Genomic DNA, 24,040 nt, shown 5'->3' with positions numbered 1-24,040 from the left:
TTTGGGAATTACCGCTACAACGTAGTTTTCATTAAGTTTGTTTTTGGTTATTCCTTTAGTGTAGACGCTGCCACAATGTGTGGTACAGTGCTTCTGGCACTGATGCACGTAGGGCTCGCCCTAATCTATTTTTTTTCTGAGCTGCCAAAAGACAGTTCTGCTGCGGACAAATATAGGCAGAACGCCCCATGCCCTCATTTAATTGTACCTGTCCTGAAGGAAACACGCGGACAATTCGCCAGAACTCTTGTTTTAATCTTGTTTTTCGACAACTAATACAACGCCGATAATTTGGTTCCATGAGCTAGAGTTCGTTACTCAGGACGATGTTTACTGATAACTTTACTCTTATTCGTCATTATTTTCGTCAAAAATTTCATCCTCAAAAAATTCTTCCTGATTTTTATCTTCTAAGTCCTCCTCGTCAGAGTCATCTACTTCTGGTATATATTTTGCTCTCACATCTGCAAACTTAGCATCTTCTCCTGCGTGGTCATACTTTGCTTTATCTTTGATATCAATTTTCCAACCAGTCAGACGAGCTGCCAAACGAACATTTTGTCCTTCCTTGCCGATCGCCAGACTCAATTGGTCTTCTGCCACCAGCACGTGAGTTTGTCTTGTTTCAGGATCCATCAGACGAACCTCATCTACCCGTGCAGGACTAAGGGCGTTAGCAATGTAGGTAGCAGGATCTGGAGACCAGCGAATCACATCTATTTTTTCGCCGCGCAATTCGTTGACGACAACTTGAATTCGTGATCCCCGCGCTCCAATACAAGCACCTACTGGATCTACATCACGATCAAGAGTATCAACAGCAATTTTCGTTCGAGGTCCTACATGACGAGAAGGAGGATTTGCCTCTCGCGCTACAGCGACAATCCGCACGACTTCATCTTCGATTTCTGGCACTTCGTTGGCGAACAAATAAACCACCAAACCTGCATCCGAACGTGAGACCAGTAACTGAGGTCCTCGTTGCTGACCTTGAGAAACTTTTTTCAGATAGACCTTAAAGGTGGCATTTGCCCGATAATTATCGTTGGGTAATTGTTCACGCTTGGGCAATTCGGCATCCACCTCTGGCTGCCCAAAACCACTGCTAACAGCCATAATCACCGATTGTCTTTCAAACCGCAGAACTCTTGCTTGTAGAACTGTTCCTTCTAAGTCTTGGAACTCCTCTTGCACCATCTGGCGTTGTTGATCCCGCAGTTTTTGCGCCAAGACCTGCTTAGTTTGCATTGCTGCCATGCGACCAAATTCTCCTTGGTCGGGGGTAACATCCAGCACAACTTCTTGTCCTAATTGTGCTTCGTCCCCTCCCATGTCTTGAACTTGTTGAAGCGCAATTTCATGATCAGAGTTTGTCACAGCTTCAACGATAGTTTTGGTTGCAACAACGCGGAAGCCTTCATCTTCAACGTCTAGTTGGACATCAAAATTCTCAAAGTAATCTTCATCGAACTGTTTTCGCTCTAAGTTTTGAGCACGACGATAACGTTCGTAACCTTTGAGTAATGCTTCTCTGATAGCTGCTTGAACTGCAACACGAGGTAAATTACGCTCACGACTTATATTTTCGATTAAATCTTTTAATCCAGGTAAAGTTACCATTGACATAAACAATCTCCTTATATAGCTATGCAAAAAATGGTCAGCATAAAAACAGTGCTAATTGCTGAGTTAGTGATTTGTGGAATTGTTTAAAACCTGACTCAGCAGCGCCGCTTGCTTTGAGGGATAAACCTCCCAAGAACGCTGTCGCTCCTCTAAACTTCGGTACTCACAACTGTTGAATGCTGATAGTTTTTCTATCTGCCCTCATCGAGATCTACCTTAGTAATTAAGGAGCGAGGAATTTGAACAACACGACCTTTTTGATTTAAATAAACTGTTGTCTCATCCCGGCGAATCAACTGACCAATCCACTGTTGCTGTCCTTCATAGGATGGAGCAGTCTGGACAATAACAGGAAATCCTTTGAAGGAAATAAATTCTCGGTCGGTTGTCAGCTGTCGCGAAATACCAGGACTGGATACTTCCAATACATAAGCATCTGGAATGATTTCCACTACATCTAAGGTAGCTTCAAAAGCACGACTCATTCGCTCACAGTCATCTAACCCAGTGTCCTGTTGAGGATTGCGAATGTCTAAGCGTAAAACCGGCGGATTTTGATTGGTGTGAAAAACCACGCCAACAACTTCCAATCCCAGCTTTTGTGCCACTGGTGTCGCCAATTCAATAATCTGTGGAACGAGAGGGTGAGTCATGCGGCTATTCCAACAAAAAAAGTGGGTCATTACCCACTTCCTGCGATAGGGATATCTTCCAAGAAGTCTTCGGGCGAACCTAACAGGTTCGCCTGATTATCTAAGTTTAGCGTATTTTTTTGGGAGCGAGAAGCAAAAACTCGCTTGAATATGGGTGTAGGGGTGTGGGAGTGTAAGGGTGTGGAGGTGTAAGGGTGTGGGGGTGTAAGGGTGTACGGAAAAATCTTTCTGCCTTGAAAATAGGGGTGTAGGGGAAAGCCAGATTTTCATGGCAAGGTTTGTGGGATTTTCCCGTGATTGGCTGATTTGAAATCGGGCATTATGACGACTTTGTCGTTACCACTTCAAAAAAATTCCTCCCCTTGTCTTGTTGTCTGTTTATCAATTTTCGACTGCTGTTGCAAATTCACCATCAACTTCCTTCTCTACGTACCAGCATAGTAGAGCTTTGATCTTCCACTGGTTGAACTGGTGGCTGTGTTCGTAGCTGCTTGGTTTGCTCGATAATTTTCCACATATCTTCTTTTGACAAGCGTTGGACATAATTAAGCTTGACTTCTTCTAAAAAGTCAATAAGTAAGTTCTGAATTTCTGAAAAAACCTGTTTTTTCTGGATTTCTGTTCCCAAAGCTTCGCTAAAGCTTTGCACAAGTTGACTAGAAAGTTTTGCTCCAACTGGATCTTCTGCTGCGCTGACAACTGCATTATAAAGGTTAGTTGTGATTTGGGTTGCGAGTTGCTCACTCAATTGAGTTTGCATCGCATCCAGTCCAGGTAATATTTGTAGGTTGTGATAAATGGGAACTTGTTTAATAGCGCTTTCAATGTTGTGCCGCAAAATCGCTGTAATTTCAGGTTGAATTTTTGGCAGTACTTGGTAAACAATTGTTTTTACCAAAATACCTCCAATTGCTTCTACTTCATTTATATTGTTGATATCTATGTAGGAGCGAGTTTGTTCATTTTGTGATAGCCAACGCCTTAGTTCACCGCGTTGAATTGATCCCTGAATTTGGTTAATGACCCGAATAACAACAATTTCTGTCAGTTCTTCGGCAAAATTCGCCACGACTCCTCGATGAATTTGTTGACGTATTGGATTTAGACTCAGCATTCGTGCATGGTCTAGGCGGATCGAAACAGGTATAATTCGCAACCAACGCAAAAATGGTAGCAATAAAAACAAATCATACCAGTGCGTGAAAATAGCATTGAAAAAACTCAAACTAGGATACTGACGTTTGATATAGAAGCTACGCGCTAATAACTCCACACCAAATAAAATGACAAATGGTAAGTCAATTATCCAAAAATAATCAATTAATTCGCCATTTTCTCCAATACTTCGATAATAGTTGACGATAATTATAGGGCGAATTTTGTTGTTGAAAAAATCAATTTCTTGCTTCCAACCGCGTTTTGATAAATAAGCTTGACTCCAGAATGTAGAAAAGGCTTGCTTGGAAGATTTAACGGCTACGCGATCGCGCATCTGATTTTTGATTTTTTCCAAGGAACCACTCTTATTCGCCGCTTCAAATGGGTTGCTATCAATCATCTCGCTACTAAGACGGCTGAGTTCCTCAAGTTTTTTTACCACCTGAGGTGATTGCAATCCTGTTTGACTGACCTGTTCTATAAGTGCGTTTACTGTAACCAAATAGTTTTCTGTTTCTCGATGGCGTTCAATTCCTTTAACTGGATCGTATATCTGAGTGATTCTGGGGAGATTTCGTATATAAAAATCTCGCCAAGGAACATAACTTAAATCAAATAAAACTAACCCTAGATTAACAGACGCAATAATCGCCATCAACTGTTCAAACCATATGTTTCGCTTTGTTAAGGTTTTCACGTTAGTCATTGGTTTTTAAATAAGTAAAGTACAGATTTTGGATACAACATCTCTAAATTACGTGGTTTTAAGTCTTGCCTACCTATACCTGCGGCTTTCAAGCAATATATCTATACAGCAATCCTAAATGATTTCTGAGAAAATACTGCTTTATCGAAAACTAAGTTAAATATTTTACGCTTTCTGGTTACAATAAATTAAGCATTTTAGCGATACAAGTAATATATACTTGCCACAAAGATTACTTAAAGTGAATTCAGTATTCTCTCATGTATGATTCAGGATTGCTATATCTAAGATAGATGACATTAGTTTATGAATCTTAACATCCATGTACGATAACTTTAAGTTATCAATAATCATTAATAAAGCGACCAAAAAACTTTACAGAAACTTAAAATGCATCTATCTGTCAATGTCAATATCCGGTTGATTTGACCAAGAGGAGTTTTACTTATGTGGTGTGGGTTTGGAAAATCAAACATTACCATTGCAACTGCCTGTTTGATCACAGCTAGTGTAGTGATTTCAGATGTCGCTTTTGCTGCACGAACTTATACCCCACGGCAATTTCGTGCTGTGTTACGGGGACTAGGTTACAGCGTCAAGGTATCAGATGCACCTTTGACCACAGCGGATACTAAAAACGCAATTCAAGAATTTCAAAAAGGGCACAAACTACAACCTGCGGATGGAATAGTAGGACCAAAAACTCAAGATGTTGCTGCAAAAATAGTTGAAACTTTGCAAGCGAATTTAAACTTGGTAGCTAAGCCCAATCCTCTGTTGCCCAGTAATCAATATTATGGTTCTCAAACAGAAGCAGCAGTTAAGCTATATCAGAAAAAACTGGGTTTACAACAAACAGGAATTGCTGACTTAGCATTCAGGCAAAAACTCAGCCAACAAGCAAAGGACATCAAGAAAGAACCAACATCCACGCCAACAACAAAGCCACGAAAACCAACAACCTCACCGACAACCCAGCCAACACCAACAGCAAAACCAACTAAAACGCCTACTTCTACACCTAGAACTACCCCAACAGCAAAACCAACCACAACGCCTACTTCTACACCAGAGACGTTACCCACAGCAACACCTACTTCTACACCAGAAGCGTTGCCTACAGCGAGTCCTACGTCCGCACCGACAGCAACGCCTACACCAACACCGACAAGATAATAACTTGGCTTAACTCATCTGAGTTGGGCTAGGTTCTTCTAATGGTCTACCTTTAGGAGTTGGTAAAATGGGGCGGGGGTCATCGTAGGGCATGGGGATATACTGTACGCTGGGTCGTCCGCCTTGTGGTTGTGGATATAAATCCATAAGGTCGTAAATAACATTGGGCAGTCCGACTGTTACGGGTAGCCCCATTTCTGTTGCTTCTTCAACAGTGATTGGGTAGTCGTGAGTAACGCGCCCAGTCGTTAGGGCATCGATTATACTCTCAATATTTTCTGGCTTAACTTTCTGTGTGGGTACTGTATCTTTCAGCAGAGTCCGTACAAAGCGCTGTACTTGGTCGATCGCTTTGCGTGATAGATCTGCCATAATCAAAGTCTGGTCGTCAACTTCACCAACAGGTTTTTGTTCAACAACTTTCAAGATGCTGGCTGCAGGGAAGTTACCCAGTTGTGGATCAACAGGTCCAAGAACAGCGTTAGCATCCATAACAATTTCGTCAGAAGCTAGGGCAAGCATCGTACCACCACTCATAGCGTAGTGAGGGACAAAGACAGTCACTTTGGAAGGATGGCGAATTAATGCTCTAGCTATTTGTTCTGTTGCTAAAACCAAACCACCAGGAGTATGTAAAATCAAGTCAATGGGGATCTCTGGCGGGGTAAGCCGAATTGCCCGCAGTATCTGTTCTGAGTCTTCGATGGTGATATATCGCGATACAGGAATTCCCAAAAAGCTGATAGACTCTTGGCGGTGAATGAGCAAAATCACTCGGCTTTTGCGTTGTTGCTGAAATTCCTGTAGGGCGCGAATACGCCGATATTCTACCTGACGTTTCTGCCACAAGGGTTGCAGGGAAGAAAGCAGGAGGAAAATCCAGAATAAATCTCCTATACCAAAGCCCATATGCAATTCCAAATTAAAACACAATTAAAATTAATTGCCTAATTCAGGCAAGCATCTCCATGCTGTGCTTTCTGTAAAAGCGTTTCAGCTAAGAGGATGTTTGAAAAGTCCATAAAGGTATAAATCTGTCATTCTGAGTGGAGCGAAGCGTAACGAAGAATCTAGGTTTCGGGCACATACTGAGATGTTTCACTCCGCTTCGCTGCGTTCAACATGACATAGAACAACCCTTTTAAAACATCCTCTAAGATAGATTGCCAAAATTAAGGTTACCCTGATTATTGTTTCAATTTTTGGAAAATATCGAGTCTATCTAGAGAGTTAGAAGAATTTCACCGTAAAAGTATCAGATAAATTACCCAAATTAGGAATGGCATCGCCAAATTTTGATCGTATCGTCATCACTACCGCTTACAATAGTCTGTCCATCTGGACTAAAGGCAACAGATCTGACGTAATTAGAATGACCATGAAGAGTACAAATTTCAGTACCTGTCCTTATCTGCCAGATTTTAATAGTTTTGTCCCAACTACCGCTAACAAGAAGCTGTGCATTCGGGCTAAAAATGACTGAACACACCGCATCGGAATGACCTCTAAAAGTGTGAATTTCTTTCCCTGTACTGACTTGCCAAAGTTTAATAGTGCCATCAGCACTGGCACTTATCAAAAGTCGTCCATCTGGGCTGAAGGTAACGAAATTAACAAAGAAGGAATGACCTATAAAGCTGCGAATTTCTCTACCTGTACTTACTTGCCAAAGCTTGATTGTACTATCAGCGCTACCACTAGCTAGAAGTTCTCCATTCGGACTGAAAGCAACTGACCATACTGAGTCGGAATGACCTATGAAAGTGCTAATTTCTATGCCTGTACTTACTATCCATAACTTAACAGTGGTATCAGCGCCACCACTCGCTAAAATCCACCTTCCCACGTAAGTTTCTTCTTGTTGAGAAGAAAATTTCAGAGGTATTGGATTAAAGGTTACAGAATTGATCCAGCTGCCATGAGTGGTTAATGTACGAATTTCTTTTCCTGTACTTACCTGCCACAACTTAATGGTTTCATCCCAGCTTCCACTAGCAACTAACTGTCCATCGGGACTAAAAGCGACAGTATGAACAATGCTGGAATGACCAGAAAACCAACCACCAAAGGTACGCAGAAGTTTACCGGTTTCTAGTTGCCAAAGTTTAATTGTATGATCATTGCTACCACTAGCGATCGCCTGTCCATCTGAGCTAATAGCAACAGCAAGAACCATACTGGAATGACCTCTGAGGGTACGTACACATTGCCAGTTTCCAGAAGTGGCAACAGATGGTATTATTAGCTGTTTATTTTGGGGTGAAGACTGATTATTAGGAAGTACTGGGCGGTGTGTCATCACCTGTGTGGGGGGCTCTTCGCGGATCTCAACATCCAATAAATTTAGCCATTCCTGTATGGACTGAGGGCGGAGACTGGGTTGCAAATCCATCCCCCTGATAATTGCTTGATTGACCTTGTCACTAATATTACGATTAAAGTGTTTTGGTGGTTCTAGGGGAATGTTATGGCGTGCTCTCTCATCGGCATTCCTTGGTGTCACTCCAGTGATTAAACTATACAAGGTGGCAGCTAGTGCATAGACATCAATATATTCTCCCCGTGGTGCTTCCAATTCATACTGTTCTGGGGGGGCAAAACCTGGTGTACGATACACTGTATGCCTTTGGATAACATTGGGAATAAACTCTCTGGCAATACCAAAGTCAATCAGCACAGCTTCTGATTTGCCCGCGCGAAGCATGATGTTACGTGGTTTAATATCCCTATGTAGCAAACCTCTACTGTGAATGACCTTTAAAGCATCGCCAATTTGCCGGATGTACAAAAGCGCTTCAACTTCTGGTAAGACTTTCATCCGCCGAAGCCGGTTGCCTAAGTCTTCACCCTCGATGTACTCTATCACCATGCAAGGCAAATCGCCTTCATCAAAAATATTTTCTATTTGCACTATATGAGGATGGCGACACAAGGCAAGCCGAAAAGCTTCATCGCGGAAGTCTTGCTTTAATTTGCTTTGATGCGGTTTCCAGGTATCCTGATTAAGGATGTCAACTCTTAGAGTTTTAATAACCCGCAGTTCATTTCGTTCATTTCCGGCGAGATAGGTGATACCAATTCCACCTTCGCCTAATTTTCTTTCGATGATGTAGCGTCCCCCAAGCAACGCCTGTCCTGGATTCCAGACCATTATATTAATAACTCTATCATGCTATTTATTTTGGCATGGTATTAAAGCTGGGTAAGGATTCAGGGGAAGATTTCGAGATTCTAATTTGTGTCTCCTACACGGGAGTTCCACGCTAAGCTTTACGTGTAAGGTATATTTGGAACTAAGTTATCTCCTAGTCTTATTGTGCCACTGTCAACAGTCTAGGACTCAACTGAACAAGCAGGCTATTACCAAATGGATAGTATCTTTATAGCAATCCGCGCAGGAGTTGTAAAGTTATTCGTTGAGGTGGGGAACAGGAAACAGGGAACAGGGAACAGGAAAGAAGAATGTACAAATGTACTTTGTTTTTTCATAAATGAAATAGGACTGCTATATATATTGGAAAATTTTCACTTTCAGACTGTTATATTCTCTTTTTTAAATTAGGAGATAAATTTTATCAAAAACCTCAATATCACGAATCCAAAAATTCAAATTGATAAATATAGGATGGTTTACTAAAATGATTCATAACATTTATTCATGAACTTAATCATGAAGGATAAGTTGCTATTCATCTATTTTTTGAGAAATTCGTGTACATAATCCTGAATCCGACAAAGTTATTTTGTAATCATCTAAATTCTCAGTTATTTATGCGTAGTCTGTCCATATAATGGTTAAGACATGCCTTCAATTCTTTGTTCATAGTACTGTTATCTTCAGATGATATGGGATCATGTTAAAAAACTTAAATTTGAGACAAAAATTTACACTTTTGCTAGTCATCATTCTTATAGTAGGTCTAAGCTTTAGTGGATTGGCTCTTTCTGCTTTGTTAAGACAGAATGCTAGAAATGAAATTACCTCACGAGCTTTAACACTCATCGATACAATGACTTCTGTTCGTGAGTACACACTTACCCAAATTAATCCAGAGCTTGCTGATAAACTAGAAGAAAAGTTTTTGCCCCAAACTGTATCTGCATACTCAGCACGAGAGGTCTTTGAGATTCTCAGAAAAAGACCAGAATATCGAGACTTTTTTTATAAAGAAGCAGCAACAAATCCCACAAATCTTCGGGATAAGGCTGACAGTTTTGAGACCGCAATTTTAGAGCGTTTCCAAAAAGATAAAAATTTAAAAGAGGTGAGTGATTTTCGGTCACTTCCAGGAGGCGATATATTTTACATTGCTCGTCCACTAGCTATTAGCAAAGAAAGTTGTCTGAAATGTCATAGCACGCCTGATGTGGCACCAAAAACTATGATTGAGCGTTTCGGTACAGTTAATGGATTCAATTGGCAGTTGAATCAAATTGTGGCGGCTCAATTTATTTCGCTACCAGCGAGTAAGGTGATTGAAAAAGCCAATCAATCTTCTTTGAAGATAATAGGACTTGTATCTACTGTTTTTATAGTGGTTATTCTTTTAGTCAATGTCTTTTTGCATCGACAGGTTATTATTCCCCTCAAGCGGATAACTCGTGTCGCGGAAGAAGTTAGCACAGGGCATTTAGAAGTTGATTTTGATCAGATTTCTAATGATGAAATTGGTAATCTTGCCAAAGCTTTTAAACGGATGAAATTAAGTTTAGAAATGGCAATGAAAAGAATTAGACGTACTCATGGAGGAAATACTGGAGGAACAGCAGGAAATTAAGCTGCAACTCAAATAAGTCACAACTATATTTATGACAGTTTTGATTTTCAAAGAAGGCACTTGGATGAGTCGGTTACCCCGAAATACTCATGAAAATAGGTGTTTTCTAAATTCAGCACCTGCTGATGCATCAGGAATTTCCCTGGCCAAAAATTCAATAAATTGGTAAGGCGAAATTTGAGGAGTTTGCTCTAGAATCTCTTCCACAACTAGACTTGCTATTGGTCCAATGTAGTAAGCTAGTTCTTGCTGACAGCGTTGTATGAAAGCTGGATTGAGTGAAGATTGTTGTGGTTGTGGTTGTGGCTCAATGACAGGGTATTGCGACTGACTAGATGAACTTCTAGCCGAACTTAGTGAGGATTGTTCTGGTTGTGGTTGTGGTTGTGGTTGTGGTTGTGGCTGAATAACAGGGAATTGCTGCTGACTAGATGAACTTCTAGCCGAACCTGCTGTAGTCTGTGGATATTGGTAGTGTGGCTGTTGTGTTGTGAATGTAGGTTGATATTTCTGTTTTATAACTGTGCTAGGCAAATCAAGAACAGTTGATTGTCCCATTACTTGAAACTGTCCAAGACGTTCTAAATCTGTGAGAACTTCCTTTGAGGATTGGTATCGCTGCTTTGGTGTATCTGCTAGCAACTTATCGAGTACTCTGGCAAAATCATTGCTGACTTTGGTGTAAGAACGCCATCTCCACTCCAAAGAGTACTGATCCATAAGAAAAGATGGATCTCTACCTGTTAGTAGGACAGCTGCAGTCACGCCCAAGGCATAAAGATCGCTGGAGGGAGAACACAACCCCAAGCTAATTTGCTCACGAGGAGCATATCCGACTTTCCCCACAAGCGACATTTTACCAACAAAGCTCATGTGGTAAGGCGCGGTGTTTTGATTAAGGTTAGCTATCTGTTTTCCCACACCAAAATCAATCAGCACCGGCAAATTTTGACCATCAGGTAACATGATGTTGTCAGGAGAAATATCTCGATGGATGATGTTGTGCTGGTGAATATATTCCAATACAGGTAACAAACTTTTTAGCCACTGTATAACTTCAGTTTCCGAAAAAGTTTCTTCCAAATCTTGCCGTTCTCGCAACACAAATGAATATGTTTTACCATCAACAAACTCTTGTACTAAAAATAGCCGTCCATCTCCTTCAAAACAAGCCAAAAAACGAGGAATTTGAGGGTGTTCTAACTGGTGAAGAATTCTTGCTTCTCTTTTAAATAAATTGCGACATTTTTCTAAAGCATTCTCCCCTGAACCCGTGGGTGCAAATTCTTTGAGGACGCATGCTTCGTTAAACCGACGAGTATCAAACGCCAAGTATGTTCTTCCCAAGCCCCCCTGTCCTAAAAGTTTTTGAATAATATAACGATTATCAATTATCGTCCCAGAGGGAATTTCCGCTTTTATTATGTAAGACTGAGACATAAGGTGGCACTCCTAGCTCTGTAATCTGTTTTCTTTATAAGTAATTTGGTATTTTTAAAACAAAAAAGTCTATTAAGTAAAAAATTTAATAGATTTATCCTATCAGGGTTGTCTATGATAACTACAGCATCAAACACAGTATTTTCAGCAAATAAATCTGTTTGGTAGATAACTCATATTATACTAAGTTGATTACTCCTCACTCCAACCGGGTGAGAGCTTAATTAAGATATCAGCAGATTTTTCCAAAAAAACGCGAAACAATGATTAAGTTTTATGAATTTTTCTGAAGTCGTCTTTTGTTAATCACTTGTTTCCCAACCCTCTATTACGTCATGGCGGAAGGAAAGCACCCATCCAAAATAAATGAAAAGCTTACGCTGTATACCTGTTTTAATTTTTAATTTTTAATTTTTAATTCCGCCTTGCGGTACTTATGGAGTGGTAGATTGTTGATTAAGTAAAACGGCGGGTGTTTTCTTGACTTGCTCTTCTAGAGGTCTGACTTTATCTACTAATTTAATAAACTGCTCGTAACTAGGTACTTTGGCTGCGGGGACGTAACCAGCATCTGCTAGGATATCTCCAGGTGCTTGGCTCATTGCTTTTTGAATCTGCTGCTGTTGATTCCGTTCTACAGTTGGTGCCAGTAAAACAACTGCAGGAGGAATTGATCGGCTAGTGTGTAAAATTTTAAACTTGGTTGTACTAAACTCTCGCTGATGAAGCTCAAAATCTGTTTGAGATAATGCGCCAGCATCAACGCTACCTTCACTGATCCACTGCAATACTGTTATAGGAGTAGGAGCGAAACGGATTTGAGCAAGGGTTAAACCGTATAAATCGTACAGAGGAACATAATAGCCAGCTGCAGAACCTGCTGTTTCCAAAGCAACAGTTTTATTCGCCAGGTCTGCTATTGTTTTTATTGGTTTATCATCTCGAACTATCAGTAAAGAGCGTTGTCTACCACGTGTTCCCTCCATCGAGAACAAAGGAACATAAAGTTCCTTGCCGATCGCTATTGCTGCTAAACCAGGAGGCGCAAAAACAATTTCCCAATTTTGGCGTTGAATTTGCTCTAAAGCTTGCAATTCGTTGTAAGCTGGTTCCAGTTCTACAATTGATTGAGTTTGTTTTGCTATGTAGTCTTTGAAGCGCTCGTATTTTTCTAAAGAAACAGCTCCTTCGCCGTAGCTGACCACACCGACAGTTAGTTTTTCCGAGTTTATGTCTTGTTGTTTATCATTGCATCCAGTTGCTAGTAATCCTATAAGTATCAGGAGATTAATCAACAAAAAATATCGTGAAATAATGCTTTTCATTCTTCAATGACAATTTCCGGAAATTTATCTAACATGGAGACATTTTGATTATCGCTATTTCAAGTACAACATAATAGCAATTCATCTCAAAAATTAATTTTTCATAAAGCTTGTGTTGCTATTTGAAAATATGAACTGACGAAGAACAAACATTGTTTCGGTTCATCCTTAGAAACGATAGCTAGTTAAACAATCTCATGAGTGGTAGATTTGAACAAGCCACCCTTGTCGCTCCTCAACTTTACATATAATTAAAGAAATGGGCGATACTGGATTCGAACCAGTGACCCCTTCCGTGTGAAGGAAGTGCGCTACCACTGTGCTAATCGCCCAATTTCGTCTAGATTAGCACAAATGACAGTCAATTCCAAGGTACAAAAATGGAATGAAGACATTAGTGTTCTAGAAATTACAGTGGCACAACCGTACCTACAAAGTCTCCCAAAGTCGTTTGGCACAAAGCCCAAAAGATCAAAAAAGTAGTAAGGGGTTTAAGTTGTTAAGTCTTGTGTATCACTCTACATGTTCACCATTACAAAGCACAAGACTTAAATGAGCACAAGCCAAGAACCCGCTGAACACCGCCATGCTAGTTAGTTTGAAACGCAATAATTTAGGGCGATTGCCTACGGCAGAGCTACGCTTAACGCGTGAATGGAAAACTGTTGCTGTCAATGAATTGCTAATAATTGAGGATTACAGCAACCTTATGCACCTTGTCAGCAACATCAAAGGTAGCTTAAAATCTGATTGTAACGTGCTTGAGTTATTCGGCTCATGTTCCTTTGTTGGCACGTTCACAGGTTGTCCTAAAGTCTGCTGGATCGAAATGACTGAAGAACTAGAACCGATGCGCCGTAGTTTGTTCTTCTGTAATTTAGAGCTATTGAGTGATCAACGGCAATTAGCATGCACAAAGGGAAAAACTTTCGTATGCACTGCACGCACTTCGTGTTAGCATAAGCTGCATTCTAACGAGAGGCAAGCTACGTACAAAGCAGGGTATAGTTTGGAGTCTTCTATTGTCCTTAGGGACACGCTAAGTGCGATTCGTAAGTTCCTCCACAGGAGGCACGCGCTCCAGCGTAAGCCCCTGCTGCTACTTATGTTGGCGAGGTACTGCTTGCTCTTAACTTTGGGGTTTTTGGCATTTTTAGCAAAAATTTTGACGAAATGCGTCCTTTGTCGTCAAAATGTTTCTCTTCAGCTGCAAAAATATATATATTCATCCCTTAGTATTAAATGAACTTAGACAACTCGGAAACTTACATCAATCATCCAACTTGGGGTTTGCTCTATAGGATTTGTATGGTAGACGAGAACCAAGAGTTGTTCACAACACTGTATGCCCAACGCTTATTCTTCATAGTAACAACTGATGTCAAAGGTATGAAGTTTCAGCCCACTGGACGCACTGAAGCTAGAATGATGATTGAAAATCGCTTACGTAGTCTGCGTCGTACAGGGCAATCTCAGGAGTACGATCTACTTCAGACTGTTTTCCAACGCACTTTCCAATGAGCAGTTCCATTAGCGAACGTATTATTACCCTTCGTTCTTCTCTACCAGATTCAGTCCGGTTGATTGCTGTTAGCAAGCAAGTCTCTGCCGAAATCATACGGTGTGCTTACGCCATAGGAATTCGAGATTTTGGCGAGAGTCGTATCCAAGAAGCAGCCAACAAACAAGCTGTGTTGCAGGACTTACCAGACATCACTTGGCACTTTATTGGACATTTGCAAAATAATAAAGCCAAAAAAGCCATTGAACAATTTCAGTGGATTCACTCTGTAGATAATTTAAAGCTTGCCCAACGCTTAAATCAACTGGCACAACAGTTAAAAATCAGCCCTCAGATTTGTCTGCAAGTCAAAATACGACCTGATCCAAACAAGTCAGGTTGGAGTCCATCACAACTATTGGCTGACTTACCTGCTCTAGATCAATGTGAAAATTTACAAATTCAGGGGTTAATGACAATTCCACCTTTGGGATTAAATGATTCCGAGGTTCTCGACGTATTCAATAGTATCAGTAAATTAGCAGAAGAAATTCGAGAACAGAACTGGTCTAATGTTCAAATGCATCACCTTTCAATGGGAATGTCAGGGGATTACAATTTGGCAGTGCAAGCAGGCGCAACAATGGTAAGGTTAGGAACTATCTTGTTTGGAGAGCGTCCTGTTTAATATTGATTTTCAAAGTATAATCACGGAATAATAAGGTATTTAATAGTATGATTAAATACCTTATTGCAGTACATTTTGCGCTCCGACACTCTTTATAAAACTTTGTTGGAAAAAACTTCAGGAAACACTGGTTCAATCGGTGACAAAGGATATAGTATTGACAAAAGCAAAAGTCAATATAATATCAGAGGAAAATAACTTCCCTAAACCGACTGGTTAAGATATAATCTTGACTCATTGTTACCTAAAAAACATATACAGACTTTCTATTCGCGTTTGTTCAAACAAAAACCCCTAGTGGGTAGAACAAATATGAATAGAACAGCGCAAAAATCTGCCCTTTACAAGGGTAAAAATTGATTTCATCATCAGTTTTTGGCATATCCTTACGAGTGAATAGCCCTAGGAGCGTAAACCATGAATAATATATTTTCCAAACTTAGAGACTTCGTCGGTTTAAACGAGCAAGTAGAATACGAGTACTATGAAGAAGAACCAGAGACAGAAAGTTACCAAAATCTGTATCAGGAACAAAATGCTGCTCAACAACCAGTAGCACAAGAACCCCCAGTTCAAAATCGACGCTGGCGGGAACCCGTGCCTACAATGGGAGATGTAAGTGCCGCAGGATCAAAGCCGATGAGCAATGTGATTGGTATGCCTGGAGTAATTAATGGAATATCAGAAGTCTTGGTGCTAGAACCACGCACCTTTGAAGAAATGCCTCAAGCAATTCAAGCATTGCGAGAACGGAAGTCAATAGTATTAAATTTAACAATAATGGATCCCGATCAAGCGCAACGGGCAGTAGATTTTGTCGCAGGTGGTACCTACGCGCTTGATGGGCATCAAGAACGGATAGGCGAAAGTATATTTTTGTTCACACCAAGCTGTGTGCAAGTCAGCACCCAGTCAGGAATTATTCATGAAGTACCTCAACCTGCAGTACGTCCCTCACGTTCCACTGGACCAAACCCAGCTTGGGGAAACGAAGTTAACAGAATGGCGCAATAAACGTAAAATGAGTGATTAGTGCAAAGTCCTTTGTCGAAAGTTCTTTGTGTTAATACTAATGAGTCATAAGTCATGACTCATGACTTATGACTAATGAAAAATGACTATTAAATTCGGCTTAATTGGTGGCGGGGTAATGGGAGAGGCGCTCTTATCCCGCCTTATTGCTCGTAAAATTTATCAACGTTCAGAAGTCCTAGTTAGCGAACCACAAACCTCACGCCAAGGTTTTCTAGAAGACGAATATGGTGTTAATGTGACAGCCGATAATCGTCTGATTTTCACACCAACAACAGAAGTCGTATTTTTGGCAATAAAACCTCAAGTGTTTAGTGCGATCGCCCAAGAATTGGCAGATGTCATCGATACAGTTTCAAAACCACTGGTGATATCTATCTTGGCAGGCGTAACATTAAATCAGTTGGAAGCTGCTTTTCCCCAGTTGCCAGTCATTCGAGCAATGCCTAATACTCCAGCAACTGTGGGAGCAGGAATCACCGCCATATGTCCAGGGGCTTATACCAACGCAAACCACCACGAAACCGCCAAGAAACTTTTTTCAGCGGTGGGAGAAGTCGTAGAAATTTCAGAAAACCTGATGGATGCGGTGACAGGACTATCAGGATCGGGTCCTGCATACGTAGCACTTGCTATAGAAGCACTTGCTGATGGAGGAGTCGCAGCAGGTTTACCTAGGACAATTGCTAATCAACTTGCCTTGCAAACTGTCTTAGGAACAGCCAAGCTCCTACATGAAACAAAAATACACCCGGCAGAACTCAAAGACCGCGTCACCAGTCCAGGTGGTACTACAATTGCTGGCATAGCTCAGTTAGAACGAGCCGGGTTTCGCTCAGCTTTAATTGAAGCAGTCAAAGCAGCAACAGCCCGCTCACAAGAATTGGGAAAATAAGTAGATCGTTAAAATAAAGTTAACGATGTTTTGGCAGTCATTAGTCATTAGTCATTAGTGAGGGTTCTAGAGGGTTTTACATTTCTTAACATAGTTCTGTTTATTTCTACCTATCTACTTAGTTGTTTGTTTTTTATCCAAAACTAATGACTAATGACCCATGACCCTTACGGGTTCGCCAGCCGCTCATGGGGGAAACCACGCCAGGTCGCTTGCGGGGGGAACCCCCGCAAGCGACTGGCTCCCCAAGACCGCGCTGGCTCACTAATGACTCATAACTAAGTTGACAAAAGAGTCGTTACCATAGTAAACAGTTTTGGTTGCAAATTTGATTGAGTGAATTACCCTGCGCTGTCTCCAGAACTTGAACCAAGTTCGATATTTCCATTTGAATTGGATCAGTTCCAGAAGGATGCGATCGCTTCCTTGAATGCCGGACGTTCCGTTGTTGTGTGTGCGCCCACAGGTTCGGGCAAAACATTGGTGGGGGAATACGCTATATATCGCGCCCTATCGCGTGGGAAAAGAGTATTTTACACCACTCCCCTAAAAGCGCTCTCCAATCAGAAACTACGTGACTTTCGCGAAAAATTCGGCTTTGACAATGTTGGACTGTTAACTGGAGATGCCTCCATTAATAGAGATGCCTCGATTCTGGTAATGACCACAGAAATTTTCCGTAACATGCTCTATGGCACACCTATCGGGCAAATTGGCATTTCATTAGTAGATGTTGAGGCTATGGTGCTGGATGAGTGCCACTACATGAACGATCGCCAACGGGGAACAGTTTGGGAAGAATCGATCATCTACTGCCCCCGTGAAATTCAACTCGTAGCCCTCTCAGCAACTGTTGCTAATAGTGATGAACTAACCGACTGGTTAAATCAAGTTCATGGTCCGACTGACCTCATATACTCCGATCATCGCCCAGTACCTTTGGAATTTCACTTTGGTAACATCAAAGGATTATTCCCCCTACTGAATGATGACAAAACCCAAATTAACCAGCGCCTGCTAAGAAAGAAGAAAAAAGGAGAGAAAAACAAAAGCAAAGCTAATGTCAGAGCTGAAGCCCCCAGCATGATTCAAGTTCTGGGCGAGCTACACGAACGAGATATGCTGCCAGCAATTTACTTCATCTTCAGTCGTCGGGGATGTGATAAAGCGGTGGCGGAGGTGGGCGGCGATATGTGGCTCGTTAATCCGGAAGAAGCGCAGCAATTGCGCTGGCAGATTGACGAATTTTTAACGCGTAATCCGGAAGCCGGACGTTCTGGACACGTTGGACCGCTTTACCGAGGAATAGCCGCACACCATGCTGGAATTTTACCTGCGTGGAAAGTGCTTGTTGAAGAACTTTTTCAGCAGGGGTTAATTAAAGTTGTCTTTGCCACCGAAACCTTGGCAGCTGGAATTAATATGCCAGCCCGGACAACGGTTATTTCTACCCTTTCTAAGCGTACTGATAGTGGACATCGCCTGTTGAATGCCTCCGAATTTCTGCAAATGGCAGGTCGGGCAGGTCGCCGGGGAATGGATGAACGGGGTCATGTTGTGACGCTGCAAACTCCCTTTGAGGGAGCCAAAGAAGCTGCGTACTTGGCAACATCCCAAAGCGATCCTCTAGTCAGTCAATTTACACCAAGTTACGGCATGGTGCTGAACTTGCTGCAAACTCACACTTTGGAACAAGCCAAGGAACTGGTAGAACGCAGCTTTGGGCAGTACTTGGCAAACTTGCACCTGCGACCGCAACACGAGTACATAACCCACTTACAAACAGAACTTGCTCAACTTCAAGCACAAATCGCTGCGATTGATGAAGGAGAACTGGCTGTTTATGAAAAATTGCGGCAACGCTTGCGAGTAGAACGCTTAAACTTGAAAATGCTGCAAGAGCAAGCGCAGGAAGCCCGACAACAGGAATTGGGGATGATGTTGGACTTTGCAGTGTCGGGAACACTGTTGAGTCTCAAGAGTAAAAACTTCACAATGCCTGCGCCCATAACAGCAGTGTTAGTAGGGAAAACACTAGGTTCTAGTCAAACTTGTTACTTGGTATGCTTGGGGCGAGATAACCGCTGGTATGTAGCGACAGCCTCTGATGTTATAGATTTGTTTGCAGAACTACCGCGAATTGACATACCTGCTGAGTTGCTACCACCAGCAGAAATGCCATTGAAACGGGGACAGTCGCTTGTTGGTGATGAGCAAACCGCAATCATAACTCAACAAATTCCTGAGCCAAGCGAAGCTGTATTTATGCCTCCAGAAGTCCTAGAACAACTTCATCGCGTCACTGGTGTGCAAGAGCAATTAGAGGCTCATCCCTTACATCAATCAGGCGACGCTGTCAGTGCTTTCAAACGCAGAACACAGGTTGTTGAACTTGAAGCTGAAATTGAATTAATGCAGGGACAAATACAGCAACAATCTCAGCGTCATTGGGAAGAGTTTCTCAATCTCATTGAGATTTTGCAGCAGTTTCAATGTCTGGATAATCTAGTTCCCACAAGATTAGGACAAATGGCTGCAGCCATTCGAGGAGAAAATGAGTTGTGGCTGGGCTTAGCACTTGAGAGTGGAGAATTGGACAACTTAGATCCACACCACTTAGCAGCGGCGATCGCAGCTTTGGTGACAGAAACCCCACGTCCAGATAGCATGGTTCGCTTTGACTTGAGTGAAGCAGTGGCAGAAGCTTTATCAAAATTGCGAGGGATTCGTCGCAAGATCTTCCAACTGCAACGTCGCTATAATGTAGCCTTACCAATATGGTTAGAGTTTGAGTTAATAGCCCTTGTGGAGAAGTGGGCGCTTGGTATGGAGTGGATAGAACTTTGTGAAAATACGAGTTTGGATGAAGGTGATGTGGTGCGAATTTTACGTCGTACGTTAGATCTATTATCGCAAATTCCCCACGTACCCTATTTGTCACAATCCTTGCAGCGCAATGCCCATCGTGCAATGCAGCTTATTGATAGGTTCCCAGTTAACGAGGTAGGGGGATAAGTTAGGAGTTAGGAATTGGGAGTTTGAAGTCCTAAGTCCTAAGTCCTAATATACTGAACTTTCACTCAAAAGTTGCAGTCCTCGCGAAATAGTAAAGTCTTAATACGTGAGGTTTCCAGTCCCCTGTAAGTTGCGTAAAGAGTTTATACAAGCTGGACAGTCACAGCCAAATAACTGAATCGCACGATCACTTTCTTCTTCTGTAAATGCTACCGAAGCAATATTCTTAGCAGCCTGCCCTGTAGTCACGCTTGATGTCGGTGTAGAAGGAGATTGTTGCTTCCTCTCTGAATCCTTGATACACACTAACTTGTTGACAGCGTGAGGACTGGCTATACAAGTCTGACCATTTTTGTGGATTAATCCCTGGTTAACAGCAGCGTGTGCGGGATGAATGGCTCCCAAAGTAGACATCAGCGAGACAAAAATAGAGGAACTAGACAATAAATTAAGTATAAGTTTTCTGTTCATGGGTTTTTTAACCAATTTTACTGACTGCTAAGATAATCTAATTACTTGTTACAGGTCAATAGAGTTTTTATCAGGAATACCAGGAATTTTTCATATTCTTTTTACCCAAGATTTTTTTTTGAGATAGCAGAAAACAAGCTAGATTTTTTTGCTAAACTTTTGTCAGGTTAAAAGTAACAAAATAATCATAACCATAATTTTTTTTGCTTTTCATCTTTAATGCTTATAAAGCACTCTTAAAAAAGTGATTCTTTCTCCCCAAAAGCCAGCAATCTAACAATCCTAAATCATAAGTCCTATGGGCACGCTACGCATGAACGCGAACAATAAGATTGTTGACTTCGAGCGAGAAGTTAGGAATCTGAACCAATAGATTGTCAAATTAGTGCGGAGGATAACTATATCTTCTGCAATGAGTTGAGTTATATCGTTTCACTTTAAGGTTGATACAATTAGACCACTCCCCCGCATCTTGTGCATCTTGTGCAAGCTAGATGGGGGGACGAAGGACGTCTTCACCGCTTTTTACCTCTGCATCCTTGCACCCTAAAATACATCTCTTGCGCCTGCACACCCACTCACCTTCGCCCACCGAACGTGATTGATTGGTTTGTCGTCCTCATTACCCACAGTTTTCATAAGGCTTAGCTGATTTTTCCATCTCATACCTCCACTGGCAGATTTTTTGCTTGTTTTAGCCAAGCACTTCAAACATCAGCAACATCACGAAGGCAATTAAAGGAAATATATTAGTTAACAAGTGTACAATCATACCATTTCATCTTTTTATAAAAGTTATACTGTTTTTTAGGTTCTACCTGGGAATTACGCAGAAGTGGCTTTGCCACTTCTTTTTCTAAAAGGTAAGGCAAAAATAATATCCACACAAAAAATGAGAGCTGTCGCCGACACCCCAAAGGACACAGCTATACCACTCAGCAGTTCACCTATACAGTACTACAAATTTAGTTAATGATCGCCTGCGTAGACTGCTATTGCGTTTGACCAATAGCTTTGGGTGTAGGGGAGGACAGTGCCCTATGGCTAACGCCACGCCTTACGGTGAGACCAGCGCTGTCTCACCGTGGGCGGGTCTCCCGACAGTCGCGCACCTGTCCGCCCTTGCCAGTGCAGTTTTTTTATGAGGTCATCTACCCCACAAGAACGCCTAGCGGCGAACGGACGGGACAGGGGTTGTTACGTTGTTCTAGGGTAAGTCCTGTAGATGCGAAATATAAGTTAAGAGACTTATGGTATACTAAAGTCTCTAGTTAAGTAGAGACTTTAGTAACGCATAGAAAAATTTTGTTGACAATTAGCAATTAATAAGTAAATCAACCAAATTAAACGTAAAGGGTAGCAAAGCGATCGCAAGAATCGTATTTTATGTTTTTTAAGGTTGACTTATGAAGTTTTTTTTTGCTTGTTAGTTTACATCTGAAAATAAAGAGAAAACTCTACGGATAAGGTATTAGACCTGTGTTAAATCAAGATGAAAAGTTGTTTTTAATTGGTCAGGTGACTACTTTGAGCGGAGTTCCTATTAGGACAATTCGCTATTACGAAAGTTTGGGTTTAGTTCAGTCTATCGGACGAACAGAAGGAGGTTTTCGTCAGTTCTCATCAGATGTGTTGACTCGTCTTTCTTTTATTAAGTGTGCTCAAAGTTTAGGTTTAAGCTTGCAAGAAATAGGCGAAATTCTTGAAGTTTATGACGGAGGGAAACCAGCCTGTGATCAAATTCATCACAAGCTGAAAGATAAGATATTAGATATTGATAGACAAATTGAACAGTTATTGACCTTGCGAGAAGAATTGAGAGGATTACTGTCCGGATGGAACAGCTTATCAACAAAGCCGCAAGATACAATTTGTCCCATCATTCAGAACCATTGAACAACGCTAGGGAGATAGACTAAAATGAAAAGCGGTTTTCACGCTCCCCGTTTGTTGTGTCGCTGAAGCTACGGGCAAAATAAGGTGTCACGGGTGTTGCGTCCTGTGGTTGGATTCGTACCTGAGGCGACTTTGCACAATTTCTCTTGCTCATATTTACGCAGCAGCACATCAGTAAAATCTGCTCCGTCAATAATAGCACGATCAAACCTGGCGTTAGCAGCAGAAGCACCCTCCAACACCGCATTTGTCAAATTTGTCTTAGTGAAAAGAGCCGAGTCTAAAATAGCATTTGTTAAGTCAGCTGCTTCAAAATTTACTGATTCCAGTTTTGCAGAAAACAGACTGACGCCGCGCAAATTAGAGTGGCTAAAGTCACTGTTGCGGAGGTTAGTTTGATTAAAGCTGGAGTCTGTCAAGTCACGTCCTGAGAAATCAGACCCGATCAAAGTTTCTTTATTGTAGTCAATTGCTAAAGCTTCTGGAGCAAAACCTGCAAAACCAACAGATGCAGTGATGCAAATGATAACCCAAAGTAATAAACTGAGTGTGTTTACCCAAATTCGATTGCTGAACTTACTCATTGTACTTTTTACCAATGCCAGACCATTCTCCATATCATTATCTCGATATAGGTATCGCAGGAGAAGACCTGGTAGCTGAATGGTTACAATCCAATGGTTGGGTCATTTTGCACCGTCGATGGCGTTACCGTAACGGAGAAATTGATATCATTGCCCAATATGATGGACAGCAACAGCCAAGGAAACAGAAAGAAAAAGCACAGAGAAACACAGAGAGTGAGGGAACGAGGGAAACCTCACTCCTTCACTCTTTGACTCCTTCACTTTCCTCATCTCCCATACTGACATTTGTGGAAGTGAAAACCCGCAGCCGAGATAATTGGGATGCGGGGGGAAGAAACGCCATCACAAAACAGAAGCAAACAAAACTGCAACAAACGTCTTTAATGTTCTTAGCTAAATATCCTGAAAAGGCAGACTACCCTTGTCAATTTGATGTTGCTATTGTCTACTGTCAACAAATATCACAAGGGTTAGCTGCGGTTACAATTTATGAAGAAGCTATAGCCACTTTATCAGTAGATGGATATTTGTTGATGCTAGAAGAATATATTCCAGCAGCTTTTGATACTTAAACCTATATTGTCATATAACAGGTAATATAAGTCAAAGGCATCACGCCAGTGTTTCTGGACAATAGCCCAAACCTCTGACAAACTGTTGCCGGAACGCCTCTATTTCCTCTTTTTCTGGGTTACCATGAGAGACGATCGCTACCTGGTAGCGACGCATCACGTCAACTGCACACTGTCCTGCTTCCAAACTCCAAAACGCCATTTGTACTCGCATTTTTGGCTCGTAGCTAATTCCTAATTCACTGAGGAAAGCCCGAATATCCCCATCTTCTTGAGGTGAGACGTGACGTCTTAGTTTTACTCTAACCACCCAACCATCAATCTGATGAATGACGGTGACGAACGAAACAGGTATTTGGGGTTTACCGTGCAAGAATTGAACAACTCTTAGAGTTAGACTGGCATTTGCCAGGTAATACAAGTATTCCATAGGTATGTTTGGGATCAAAGCCAATCCTACTTTTTTATTATCTGTATAAAGACCCTAGTGCTGGCTAGGGTAAAAGCCCCCGTTTTTAGAT

The 24,040-nt window shown here is 41.5% G+C and carries 21 protein-coding genes and 1 tRNA gene; 10 read left to right on the top strand and 12 right to left on the bottom strand.

From position 1 onward, the window contains the following. Positions 1-55: 55 nt before the first annotated feature. From AC5JM2_RS31660 to AC5JM2_RS31645, 4 genes are all read right to left on the bottom strand, one after another. Complete coding sequence (locus AC5JM2_RS31660; protein WP_495839461.1) at positions 56-301, bottom strand: YlxR family protein; 246 nt, start codon at positions 299-301, stop codon at positions 56-58. 47 nt (positions 302-348) lie between these two features. Next, positions 349-1,620, bottom strand: a complete 1,272-nt coding sequence (gene nusA / locus AC5JM2_RS31655) for a transcription termination factor NusA (protein WP_495839475.1) — start codon at positions 1,618-1,620, stop codon at positions 349-351. 197 nt (positions 1,621-1,817) lie between these two features. Beyond that, on the bottom strand, positions 1,818-2,279 hold the full coding sequence (gene rimP / locus AC5JM2_RS31650; protein WP_495839459.1) for a ribosome maturation factor RimP: 462 nt from the start codon (positions 2,277-2,279) through the stop codon (positions 1,818-1,820). 412 nt (positions 2,280-2,691) lie between these two features. Then, positions 2,692-4,143 carry a hypothetical protein gene (locus AC5JM2_RS31645; RefSeq protein ID WP_495839457.1) on the bottom strand — a complete coding sequence of 484 codons (1,452 nt, stop codon included), beginning with the start codon at positions 4,141-4,143 and terminating at the stop codon, positions 2,692-2,694. A 447-nt stretch (positions 4,144-4,590) separates the two neighbouring features. Between AC5JM2_RS31645 and AC5JM2_RS31640 the strand changes: the two genes are divergently transcribed. Continuing rightward, positions 4,591-5,319 carry a peptidoglycan-binding domain-containing protein gene (locus AC5JM2_RS31640; RefSeq protein ID WP_495839455.1) on the top strand — a complete coding sequence of 243 codons (729 nt, stop codon included), beginning with the start codon at positions 4,591-4,593 and terminating at the stop codon, positions 5,317-5,319. A 9-nt stretch (positions 5,320-5,328) separates the two neighbouring features. Here the strand turns inward: AC5JM2_RS31640 and AC5JM2_RS31635 are convergent, their stop codons facing one another. Together AC5JM2_RS31635 and AC5JM2_RS31630 are read right to left on the bottom strand one after the other, a co-directional pair. After that, positions 5,329-6,228 (bottom strand): SDH family Clp fold serine proteinase, encoded by a 900-nt coding sequence (locus AC5JM2_RS31635; RefSeq protein ID WP_495839453.1) that lies wholly within the window; start codon positions 6,226-6,228, stop codon positions 5,329-5,331. A gap of 364 nt (positions 6,229-6,592) precedes the next feature. Then, on the bottom strand, positions 6,593-8,470 hold the full coding sequence (locus tag AC5JM2_RS31630; protein WP_495839451.1) for a protein kinase domain-containing protein: 1,878 nt from the start codon (positions 8,468-8,470) through the stop codon (positions 6,593-6,595). A gap of 703 nt (positions 8,471-9,173) precedes the next feature. Here AC5JM2_RS31630 and AC5JM2_RS31625 point away from each other — a divergent pair. Further along, positions 9,174-10,097, top strand: coding sequence for a Tll0287-like domain-containing protein (locus AC5JM2_RS31625; RefSeq protein ID WP_495839449.1), 924 nt, complete (start codon positions 9,174-9,176; stop codon positions 10,095-10,097). 87 nt (positions 10,098-10,184) lie between these two features. Here the strand turns inward: AC5JM2_RS31625 and AC5JM2_RS31620 are convergent, their stop codons facing one another. The 3 genes from AC5JM2_RS31620 to AC5JM2_RS31610 form a co-directional block, all read right to left on the bottom strand. After that, entirely contained in the window at positions 10,185-11,537 is a 1,353-nt protein-coding gene (locus tag AC5JM2_RS31620; RefSeq protein WP_495839447.1) for a protein kinase domain-containing protein, read from the bottom strand. 434 nt (positions 11,538-11,971) lie between these two features. Beyond that, a complete protein-coding gene (locus tag AC5JM2_RS31615) occupies positions 11,972-12,862 on the bottom strand; it encodes a phosphate/phosphite/phosphonate ABC transporter substrate-binding protein (protein ID WP_495839445.1) in 891 nt (296 codons plus the stop codon). A gap of 260 nt (positions 12,863-13,122) precedes the next feature. After that, positions 13,123-13,194, bottom strand: a tRNA-Val gene (locus AC5JM2_RS31610). 254 nt (positions 13,195-13,448) lie between these two features. On the opposite strand from AC5JM2_RS31610, the gene AC5JM2_RS31605 reads away from it, so the two are divergent. The 6 genes from AC5JM2_RS31605 (at position 13,449) to AC5JM2_RS31580 (ending at position 19,993) form a co-directional block, all read left to right on the top strand. Continuing rightward, positions 13,449-13,820 (top strand): chorismate-binding protein, encoded by a 372-nt coding sequence (locus tag AC5JM2_RS31605; RefSeq protein WP_495839443.1) that lies wholly within the window; start codon positions 13,449-13,451, stop codon positions 13,818-13,820. Between the two features lie 284 nt (positions 13,821-14,104). Further along, the gene (pipX, locus tag AC5JM2_RS31600; RefSeq protein WP_495839441.1) at positions 14,105-14,383 is read left to right on the top strand and encodes a transcriptional coactivator PipX; all 279 of its coding nucleotides are present in this window, start codon (positions 14,105-14,107) and stop codon (positions 14,381-14,383) included. Beyond that, the gene (locus tag AC5JM2_RS31595) at positions 14,380-15,051 is read left to right on the top strand and encodes a YggS family pyridoxal phosphate-dependent enzyme (protein WP_495839439.1); all 672 of its coding nucleotides are present in this window, start codon (positions 14,380-14,382) and stop codon (positions 15,049-15,051) included. The genes pipX and AC5JM2_RS31595 overlap by 4 nt, the downstream gene beginning before the upstream one ends. Before the next feature lie 417 nt (positions 15,052-15,468). Further along, positions 15,469-16,065, top strand: a complete 597-nt coding sequence (locus AC5JM2_RS31590; RefSeq protein ID WP_495839437.1) for a cell division protein SepF — start codon at positions 15,469-15,471, stop codon at positions 16,063-16,065. Positions 16,066-16,165: 100 nt separating this feature from the next. Then, a complete protein-coding gene (proC, locus tag AC5JM2_RS31585) occupies positions 16,166-16,978 on the top strand; it encodes a pyrroline-5-carboxylate reductase (protein ID WP_210612819.1) in 813 nt (270 codons plus the stop codon). 336 nt (positions 16,979-17,314) lie between these two features. Beyond that, entirely contained in the window at positions 17,315-19,993 is a 2,679-nt protein-coding gene (locus AC5JM2_RS31580; protein WP_495839435.1) for a DEAD/DEAH box helicase, read from the top strand. A 99-nt stretch (positions 19,994-20,092) separates the two neighbouring features. Here the strand turns inward: AC5JM2_RS31580 and AC5JM2_RS31575 are convergent, their stop codons facing one another. Then, entirely contained in the window at positions 20,093-20,464 is a 372-nt protein-coding gene (locus AC5JM2_RS31575; protein WP_495839433.1) for a hypothetical protein, read from the bottom strand. A gap of 1,479 nt (positions 20,465-21,943) precedes the next feature. On the opposite strand from AC5JM2_RS31575, the gene AC5JM2_RS31570 reads away from it, so the two are divergent. After that, entirely contained in the window at positions 21,944-22,360 is a 417-nt protein-coding gene (locus tag AC5JM2_RS31570; protein ID WP_495839431.1) for a heavy metal-responsive transcriptional regulator, read from the top strand. Positions 22,361-22,428: 68 nt separating this feature from the next. On the opposite strand, the gene AC5JM2_RS31565 is transcribed toward AC5JM2_RS31570, so the two are convergent. Then, entirely contained in the window at positions 22,429-22,944 is a 516-nt protein-coding gene (locus AC5JM2_RS31565; RefSeq protein ID WP_495839429.1) for a pentapeptide repeat-containing protein, read from the bottom strand. 14 nt (positions 22,945-22,958) lie between these two features. Between AC5JM2_RS31565 and AC5JM2_RS31560 the strand changes: the two genes are divergently transcribed. After that, positions 22,959-23,519, top strand: coding sequence for a YraN family protein (locus AC5JM2_RS31560; RefSeq protein WP_495839427.1), 561 nt, complete (start codon positions 22,959-22,961; stop codon positions 23,517-23,519). A gap of 40 nt (positions 23,520-23,559) precedes the next feature. Here the strand turns inward: AC5JM2_RS31560 and AC5JM2_RS31555 are convergent, their stop codons facing one another. Beyond that, the gene (locus tag AC5JM2_RS31555; RefSeq protein WP_495839425.1) at positions 23,560-23,949 is read right to left on the bottom strand and encodes a hypothetical protein; all 390 of its coding nucleotides are present in this window, start codon (positions 23,947-23,949) and stop codon (positions 23,560-23,562) included. Positions 23,950-24,040 lie beyond the last annotated feature (91 nt).

Source organism: Brasilonema angustatum, assembly GCF_059505445.1.
The sequence above is the reverse complement of the archived record's forward strand: the minus strand, read 5'-3'. Positions and strand labels throughout refer to the sequence as shown.